Source organism: Paraburkholderia ultramafica (assembly GCF_902859915.1).
In the GTDB taxonomy this organism is placed as follows: domain Bacteria; phylum Pseudomonadota; class Gammaproteobacteria; order Burkholderiales; family Burkholderiaceae; genus Paraburkholderia; species Paraburkholderia ultramafica.
The window spans coordinates 1-8804 of the sequence record NZ_CADIKK010000082.1; the positions used below are offsets into that span (position 1 = coordinate 1).

Annotated in this window: 9 protein-coding genes; 2 read left to right on the forward strand and 7 right to left on the reverse strand. The window is 60.7% G+C overall.

Features of this window, described 5'->3' with window-relative positions; translation table 11 throughout:
• The coding region (locus HV744_RS36930; protein WP_217469205.1) for a hypothetical protein at positions 1-183 on the forward strand (183 nt) is incomplete at its 5' end.
• Between the two features lie 271 nt (positions 184-454).
• Here the strand turns inward: HV744_RS36930 and HV744_RS36935 are convergent.
• The 6 genes from HV744_RS36935 to HV744_RS35590 form a co-directional block, all read right to left on the reverse strand.
• On the reverse strand, positions 455-1825 hold the full coding sequence (locus HV744_RS36935) for a UPF0149 family protein (RefSeq protein ID WP_281363700.1): 1371 nt from the start codon (positions 1823-1825) through the stop codon (positions 455-457).
• A 4-nt stretch (positions 1826-1829) separates the two neighbouring features.
• Complete coding sequence (locus tag HV744_RS36945; protein ID WP_217469207.1) at positions 1830-2138, reverse strand: tyrosine-type recombinase/integrase; 309 nt, start codon at positions 2136-2138, stop codon at positions 1830-1832.
• Positions 2139-2307: 169 nt separating this feature from the next.
• The gene (locus HV744_RS35575; RefSeq protein WP_175153934.1) at positions 2308-2670 is read right to left on the reverse strand and encodes a hypothetical protein; all 363 of its coding nucleotides are present in this window, start codon (positions 2668-2670) and stop codon (positions 2308-2310) included.
• Positions 2667-3005: a HigA family addiction module antitoxin gene (locus HV744_RS35580; RefSeq protein WP_175153939.1), complete on the reverse strand. Its 339-nt coding sequence runs from the start codon at positions 3003-3005 to the stop codon at positions 2667-2669. Before HV744_RS35580 ends, HV744_RS35575 begins: the two co-directional genes overlap by 4 nt.
• Before the next feature lie 59 nt (positions 3006-3064).
• A complete protein-coding gene (locus HV744_RS35585; RefSeq protein WP_175153935.1) occupies positions 3065-3475 on the reverse strand; it encodes a DUF2442 domain-containing protein in 411 nt (136 codons plus the stop codon).
• Positions 3462-3680 (reverse strand): DUF4160 domain-containing protein, encoded by a 219-nt coding sequence (locus HV744_RS35590; protein ID WP_217469208.1) that lies wholly within the window; start codon positions 3678-3680, stop codon positions 3462-3464. Before HV744_RS35590 ends, HV744_RS35585 begins: the two co-directional genes overlap by 14 nt.
• Positions 3681-4753: 1073 nt before the next feature.
• Here HV744_RS35590 and HV744_RS36950 point away from each other — a divergent pair.
• Positions 4754-4897 (forward strand): DUF1643 domain-containing protein, encoded by a 144-nt coding sequence (locus HV744_RS36950; protein ID WP_217469209.1) that lies wholly within the window; start codon positions 4754-4756, stop codon positions 4895-4897.
• Positions 4898-5100: 203 nt separating this feature from the next.
• Here HV744_RS36950 and HV744_RS35600 read toward each other — a convergent pair whose 3' ends face one another.
• Positions 5101-6144 (reverse strand): SGNH/GDSL hydrolase family protein, encoded by a 1044-nt coding sequence (locus HV744_RS35600; RefSeq protein WP_175153937.1) that lies wholly within the window; start codon positions 6142-6144, stop codon positions 5101-5103.
• Positions 6145-8804 lie beyond the last annotated feature (2660 nt).

The window sequence follows — 8804 nt, forward strand, 5'->3', positions numbered from 1 at the left end:
ATATATCCGGACCCGTTACCGGGTAACGCAAAATGCCCAAAGGAGATAGCATGTGCCGCTTCACATCGCTTAGTCCAGAAAAACCTGAACGGTCCAGGCGAGGCGCTTACTTTTGGCGGCACGGGTGAGAAGGAAGAAAAATCCCAAGCCTGTCAGGCAACCGGGGAATGTCGGATAGCCTGAGCAACACGAAGCGCGGCCGGCAACAGTTTCAAGCGGCAACGGTTGCCAGTTTGCGAAACAGCCCCGTGCACGGCTGCCGAACGCCCGAGTTTAACTTGGTGGCTGCATGCTGCACGCGGCCCACAATGAACCGGAGCGCCCTTTTCACGTCGGGCGCTCGAGATCATAGTTACCTTGTCACCCGCCGTCCGATGATGGCGATTCTTTGTCTGCGCATCGCGCTATATCCTGGGAAATCTCCAAGGTGTCCCATGGACCCGCGTAACCACAGTCAATGGCGCGTTGCGCTGGCTGGCGGCGAACCAATGACGGCCGCGATGCCTTCGCTGTCGATCACATTCAAGGCTTCAGCGAGCGCTGCACTGTCAGTCGGAAATGAATTGTCCCAGACGGTCGAATTGCCGAATTCATCGACGACTTCGAGTAGCCACGCCCCCTTGCCATCACCGTAGATTTCAACCTCGACTGCAGTTCCGTCGCGTGTGACGCGCTGACTCAGCGGGGAAACAATCAACGACTCTTGAGCGTCAGTCAGAACACGTCTGGCCTGTTCCGGATCAAAGCCATGCCCGGTGCTTCCGGAACCGGTGGCCACTTCGACCACGCCATGACAGCGCTTGTATTTCTTTCCTGAACCGCACGGACAGGGGTCGTTACGACCGACCTTCGGTGCGCGTCGAAGCGGCTCGCGTTGGGCCATCACACCGGGAATCCCGCCGCGCTCGATTTGCAGCCGGCGCTGTTCGGCCCAGTAGCGATGAATATCTTGCACCGACCTGCCGAGCGATCCGGCAAATGCCTGATGCTGATCGAGGCTGTCTTTTCGCCGTTTCAGCTCATCCCACCCCTCCTCCGTGCCGTACAGCATGATCACCGTGAACCATTCAGGGTGCTCCGCGAGCACCGGCGCCCACGCTGTCCGATCGACGGCAATGCCTTTGTAATACCCCTCGCACCAGTCGTCGATGACCGAAATCACTCTCCCATCTGATTCGTGTTCAAGGATGAGCGGTTCGTACCCGGCGGAGGCATCGTTCAACATGTCGTTGACGCTATTCCAGTGCCGGATGATCAGCCCGACGATGCCTTTTGACTCGTCAGCACTGGCAAACGTCGGCAGGCCCTGGCCATGCTCCGCATCCCAGATCCAACCCAGTATGGTGCCAGGCATCATCAGGTTTGGCCCCGAGGCGAGCGCTGTCATAAACCCGTCCATCATCGAAACGTCCATTGCCGCATCGGGAGCGGAATCGCTGGTCAAGAAATCATCAAGCTGATCGATTTCTGTTTCGTTCAGCGGCAGTGTGGGTGCGATTTCGTCTTTCATGGGTTCTCCAGCAAGCGCCTGCGATCGCGGGTCCCGTTCGACGGCCCCGCGTGCGTGCCTGTCCGTCCTGCGCTTCTTCGCCGCCGCGGCGCCGTTCGAGTCAATATGCCACTTTAAACGTCGGCGAATCTCTTCGGGGCGGCTCTTGCGTCGGTCGTAGATCCGCGTGGTCGCGATGTTCGCGTGGCCGAGCCATTCCTGCACCTTCGCGAGGTCGACCTCATGCTCGAGCGCGTTGGTCGCGGCGGTCGCGCGCAGGCTGTGCACGCCGAAGCCGTCGATCGCGATCTTCGCCTGCGCCGCGTACGCGAGCACGCAATTATAGACGCCATCGGCCGTGATCGCCGCGCCCCGGGGTTGCGCCCTGCCGGCGCTTCGCAGGCTGGAACTGCGGTGCGGCCGGTTCCCCGCCGTGGCCGACTGCTTCCAGATACGCGTGGATCCTCGGCGCTGCCGGGTGCAGCGGCAGGTAGCGGGTCTTGCCGCCCTTGCCGTGCACGCGCAGGTGCGGGACGCCGCGGCGCGCGTGGATGTCGCGCACGGTCAGCAGGCACAGTTCCTCGCGGCGCAGTCCGTGATACAGCAGCACCGACAGCAGCGCGCGGCCCTTCCAGCGTGGCCGGCGCAAGCATCCGATCGATTTGGATGTCCTCGCCTAGCAGCGCGGCGTGTGCCCGGCGCATGTCGCTCAGCCAGTCGGTAAGCGTGAGCTCCGGACGCGGCGCATACCACTCACGATGGATGCCACGCAGAAAGCGCCACGTCGCCGGATGGATCTCGGAGGGCACTGCTAAGCCTCACCTGGTCGGCGTGCTTACCCAGCCGGCGTCAGTATGGCAAAACACGAGGCGACCGGGGCCGGCGCGATCGATCAACGCCTGCAGGCCGTCGGCGTCGATGATCGAATTAGCCGGTCCATACGCCGTCTTGCGGGAGATCACGCCGTTCTCGAGCCAGACGTCGTCACGCCCGCACGTGTCGTAGTTGTATAGCTCGGCATCGAGCTTCACGTGCACGGCCTCCCAGGCCTCAACCTGGTTGGCGATCAAGTCCAACGCCCCGGCGAGCGGATGATCCTCGTCGTCGCCGATCATGTCGAGGATGGCATTGACGATCGTCAATGCCTGCTCGTACTCGGCGGCGGTGCGGATCGGCGTCACACGGCCTCCAGATCGTACGCTCGCTCAACGTGCGGCGCACCGTTCGCGCGAGCCTGCCACAGGTCGAAAGACGCCTGTTTCGCGATCCGAAGATCCGCGCGGCCGCCGCGATCGACGCCGAGCCATCCCTCGATGCGTAGCGCCATCTCCGGCGAGGTGCCGGCGCTGCCGTTGAGAACGCGCGAGAGTGCCGCGCGCGTCACGCCAAGCTGTTCGGCGGCGGTCACGGCCAGTCCAGGCGCGGGCAGGACGTCATCACGCAGCGTTTCGCCAGGGTGAGGTGGGTTGTGCACGCTGATCCGCTCCAAGGCCGTCGCCGCGACTTCCTCGAACATTGCCTCCTCGACGAGGAAATCGTCGAAGTTGCCGCCAATGTGCTTACTGGGACTATTCGTCATGCGTGCACCTCTTGGGCTTTGCGCGGACGTCCTCCCTTCTTGCCGTTCTCGCGCGCGGCGGCTGCCTTCGCTGCGGAGCGTGTCGAGCCCGCGACGCGGGCGGCTTGCTTCATCCACGCCTTAGAACCGTAGATGCCTTCAAAAAGCGCGGGCACGTACACGTCGGCGTCGAGGCGCGGGAAGTGCAGGCCCCATCCGGCCGGCGTGATCTCGATCTTGCTCAGGTCCGTAGCGCTGGCGCGCGCAAGCCCCTGAATCAGGCGTGCGGGTACCGCGAGCGTCACGCCGTTGTCGAACTCGACCTCGAGCTTCCCGACAGACGGGCGATAGCGCGCGGCGACGGCGCGCGGGCCTAGTTCCCTGCCGGCCTTGCGAGCGGCGGCGATCGACTCTTTAGTAATGGCCATGATGCTTTCTCCATGCCGCACAAAAGGCGACGATCTCGGGCTCGATGAGGCTCGCTATGCGAGATATCGTCCGGTCTGAAACCTTCCCGGCGATGTTCCTGACGTCCAGCGGTCCGTTCGGGCAGTTGAGGTTAAAGACGATCTCGAAGCCGGCGCCGATCACGTGGACGTGCGCTGGTCGGTGGTCCGCCGTGTAGATCACCACGCGGTAGCCGTTGATCGTTGCTATTGTGGGCATACGCCGATGATAAACCTAAGAGATGGGTTTTCGCAACGTCGTGGTGTCGCTGCGCCGCCCTGCCCTGACTGTCGACCAGACCAGGCAACACGTGCGCCTACGCGGCTCGAGTGCGCCGACGCCTTGTCCGGCGTGCCTTCCCGTGATGCGACGCAGCGAAAGCCCGTAAGATTATGGACTTGCGTGGGATTCGCCGGCGGTTATCCACAGGCTCATCCACTTTTTCGGTGCATAACCTTGGCGAAAAACGTCATGCCATAGGACGATTATCAATGGCCGCGCGGATCTTCAGACGTGGCGTGTGTGTGGATAACACAGCGCTGTTGAGGCTCAGAAGGCGATCGTCGACGACTTCGTCAAGTAGCAACTGAAACACCATAAGCAAGTAGTTCGCCGGAGCCAATCCATCGGCGCGATGACAAGCCCACCCGCGTGTTCAGACGATGCCCATGTCCGAGCTAGACACGAAGCACGCCACCTGCCCTTTTGACAAGCCAGACGGCCGGCCTTGATGTGCGCGAGCCTTGGGGCAAGTTCTCAGAGTCGATCCGTGGGTGCAGGTGGTCAAATTTCGCCCGATAGAGCCGACCCGATGAGCGCTCTATTCGTGATCAAGCCGTGGTAGGTCCACGAGCGTTCGGCCCGCATCGGAATCACCGACCACCATTTCGATGCCTTCGCGTCCGGCCTCGTCGACGACGCGTCGGACCTCAGGACCAGCGACGCGCTGTCCATGAAGCGGAAAGACTGTTACGACAGTGTCGCCCTTGGCCAGTGCGTCTACCACATGAATTACAGGCGATGCGTGCGGCGCGACCTCAAATTGTTCTCCGCTCACGGACACCTGCCCCCAAAGCACGTGTGTGACCCTTTGCGAATTCCGGTCCATCCGAACCGCCGTTATAGCGTGCACTGTCATTGCTTTTCCTCCCTTGTTGGGGAAATCCTAGCATGAGCGCAACCATCAGCCATTGCGGCACTTACCGATACCGCGAGCCGTCGACGCACCCTTCGCCGACCGTGGGCAGACGATGTTCCCCATGCTGAACCCGAGCGCGGCCAACGCCAGTTGCGACGACCCGACCATCAGGCGCTGCCGCTCGCGAACCTCGCAAGGCCGCAAGCGGCAGCACGCGACCCGATCCGGCCACTGGATCCCGCACTACTCCAATGGCAGCTTCTAAAGCTCAACGGCCATCCGCGTCTTCGTGTCGGCCGCAGGTATTCGGCCATTCCGGCCTGTCGCCGTTACTTCTATTGCGCGTCGCGAACGTCCGGCTTCGGTGTAGCGCGACGACGGACGGTTCATACAGGGTTGTTGTTCGAGGCCTGCCTTTGACCGCAGGATCGTGAGCACGTAGCAGAGTGTACGCGGTTCGAAAGACGATTACTTCGCGGCCGTGACCGCCTGTTCGACGAGCTTCGCGAACAACGCGTGCAGGTGCGTCGTCGGGTGGACACTATCCGCGAACATGTAGGTCTGGTCAGCGTTGGAGACCGTATAAGTTGCAGGCGAGCAGAACAGCGAACTGAAGCGGATTTGTTGCGAAAGCAGCTGCAGTTTGCACGCGGTGTCCGTGTTGCCCACCGTGAAGCCGTTCGCCTGAAGTGCCGCAAGGGTGTTGTTGATAAACGTGTACTGGTCGATCACGATAACCTGGTTCTGAATCCCTGCTGCCTGCAGCGCGCTCGTGAGCGCCGCGTTGAACGTCTGCGCCAGTAGCGACAGCTCGGCGCCGTGGTCGGCGCTGCTGACGCCGAACGGCGATACGCCGGCATTCCCCACGTTCGATACCACCACGTGCTTCGAGCCGGATTGCAGGATCTGACCAACGATGGCTGCCAGCTGCTGCGCTGCAAGGGTGATTGCCTGATCAGCCTGCGTGGCCGTTTCACTGCCGCCCGCAACGGCGTCCGCATGAATCAGAATGTCGCTCCCGCCGCCATTCACGAGCACGAGCTGGTTCGCGTTGAAGCTGCCGTGCGCCTTCAGGTAGTTCTGCAGCTGTGTCACGACCGGCACGGTCGTCGCGCCGGTTCCATTCGCCTTGAAATCGATGCCATTCGGGTCCGTCACGCGCGCGCCACCCTGTGCATACCCGAAGCTGTCGGCGTGGGCCGTCAACGGGAAACCAAACCCGCCGGTATAGGCGGCCGTCAGCGTGCCACCGTAGAAGTTCGCCACAACCTGTGTCCACACCAGCCCAGGGTTCGTCGTGAAGCGGCCGCCGCCCACTGGCTGCGCTATGGGTGCATACGTGCCGACGTCCGACAGGCTGTCGCCAAACGACACCACCTGGTAGTTGACCGTAGGGTTCGCGCTCGGCTGACCGGAATTGCTTTGGCCATGGCACGCGGCGAGCAATGCAAGCGCAACGCTCGCGCTGCCGATCCGCGCCGCGCGGACCAGGTTGCTGTTTCGCGTGTTCATGGAACGTCCTCGGTGTCGTGACTGAGCCAGCCTGTTCCGCGCGTACCCTCGTGCCAGGCGCTGATCCTAGCCAGGAAAAGATGAGCAGTATGTTGGAAAGAACACGGTTGTGCGGCAATGCGCTGGGAGAGCATGTTGTGCGAAGCGGGGGGCGCGAAGCACGTGCGAAATTTACCGCGCTCCACGCGGGACTTGTCCGTTACGAGCTCGCGCGGATGCGGTGCGCCGATCGAAGCGCATAGATGGCCGGTCGGTGACGGCCGCGCGGCCCGCGGTGTCTTGCACACTGCGGTCGGCTGTGCTCGACCCGAAGCGGTCACGCGCGGCTGCACTCGCGCGACGGCCGCTTCCAGTTGCACAGCGGCCGTCCGAACTGTCATGTCGGCTGCCTCCTACTCGGCGGCCATTGCAGCCATCTGCATCCAATCGCGCTCCCCGGACCACGAGTGGCCGCTTATGAGCGCCCCCCAAGACCGGAGCGGACTCGGATCAGCCTATCATGCGAACGCCTTCGATGGACGTGAACCGACAACGAAGCAATTCGGACAGACGCCCTGACTGGGACAAGTTTATTTTACCGGCCCTGATTCCGTCCGAAGTCCATTGCGCATGATCGCCGGTGGGATAGCGTGCAGCACATTGTTCACTACAGGCGTCTCGAAGACCTCCTGGTCTCCTTCCTCAAGACGCTGCAGTAGAAAGTTGGCGTGTGTGGAACTCGCGCCTCATGTCTCCGTGGTTGTTCAAGCCAGTGATCGGAAGCAGGACTTGCCCCGCAGGTAAAGTGACGACCAGATCGGCCAAATTCAAGCGTATGCCAGGTCGGGGTCAGCGGTCGGGATCACTTAAACGGGGAGATCGCTGCTTTCCTCGGGTCTATGCGTCTCGTCGCGGCCCGACTTCGCGCGTCGTTCGGGAATGTTGTACGACCACATAGGCCTCCCAAGCCTTTCGGTATTGTGACATTGAAAGCGCGCAACTGCATGTCCCTATTTCCTGGAAGCCATATAAAAGGGCCGCTTACACTGTCGAGGGGTGTGGTGTACGACGTGACGAGGTTAGTTTTTCCTTTGGTATCGACGACGAATACCTCTCCACTGGGAAATGGGTCACCGCGTAAAGTGCCGGACAAAGTGAGGCTTTCAGAGTTCTCTGACACCTGCAAATCCAGACGGGTATCAATATCTGGGGAACCGGGTACAAGCGGGTTCGCTCCCTGCGTTGTGAAGATGATCAACGGGGACCCGTCAATCAAAGAGTTGCCGTTTATTAGAGTCGCGGAGGGGATTCCTGTCGCTGTATGATCAGCGAAACTGGACTCGTCCGAACAAACGTTGAGTAAGATTCCGCGCCCGTCGTTTGTTAAGATAAAATCTCCCGAAGTCCTAGACGTAGCGTCTAAACTAGTACCGGGTTCGCGCGCATCGCCACGAAAGCCTCCTCCAAAGAATTGCGGGGCTGCGAATCGCCGCATGTACACGAAATACTGACACTGATCGAGAGATGACCTTCTGATCGTCTCCAGAGCCTCCACATAAGAAGATCCCGCACACGAATGGTCAGGCAACGGCGCACCCGGAGGTTCTGGGGGAGGCTCCGTAAGCGGTATTGGTGCATTCACGCCAGACGACCCTCCACTAGCCTCAGTTCCTCCACTATTAGGAGGGATGTCAGTGGATCCCACCGGGATTGACCCGCCTGGTATCTGAACGTCATAGGTCTTGCCTCTGCACTCACCTACTGGTTGCACACACATGCCCACCCACACCCCGTTGCCTCTGTACTCCCACTGTTCACCAGGTCCCAGAATTTCGTTTGATGGTGGGGTATCGGCTCCGGGTGAAACACAATAACCAACCGAGTCTCTGTGCTTACCTTCTGGGCACTCGTGTGCCTTTACATGTGTAGGCCAGAAAATGATCATTGCAACGAGCAGGACGGCTGCTGCAATCTTACCGACGATGACATCCCCATGCTCGATGGCCGAGATGGGCTTCAGCGATTGGAACGACTCTTGTCTTTCGATCATGCTGATGCCTCCGCTTGGCCTCAGCTACGCTCAAGCACGGCTACACTAGATGATCCAAAATAGGTGGATCTTTCATTAACTAGTTACTTTCTGTAATAAGGTTATTTCTAAGACATTGCGTCGCACTGCCTCAGTCTAACGGAAAATGCTTGCCGCTGAAGCTGAACGCCCGCACGACCATCCCACCTAAACTAACAGGCTGCGGAAATACTTCCGAGAGGGCTCCCACAGAAAATAGCCGACCGCATAGGAAGCCCTACAAGTCGCTCGCGCAACTTGGGTAAGGGGTAGAGCACCCCTGAAAAAGGCTTCCGGGCACCTGTCAAAACGGTATTTCCGCAACCTGCTAAGTTCGATCGATCGCCACTCTGACGTCCTGCGTTGGCAACCGAGTCAGCACGTGATCTAACGCCGCCTAACGCCCGATGACGCCACGGCGTTGGACTGAAAACGAAGGGCCGCTATTTCAGCGGAGCCGACCTTCGAATGTCCTCGCGGAGGCGCGCGCGGCGGACTGCTTCTGGCCGAGGCTGTGTAAAAACGTATGGTCCGACAGGCGGGTGGGACAACTGTGAGGCCCCGTCTTCGCAGTTGACGATTTCTGAAGGCTGACCAGATTGATCCGTGCCGG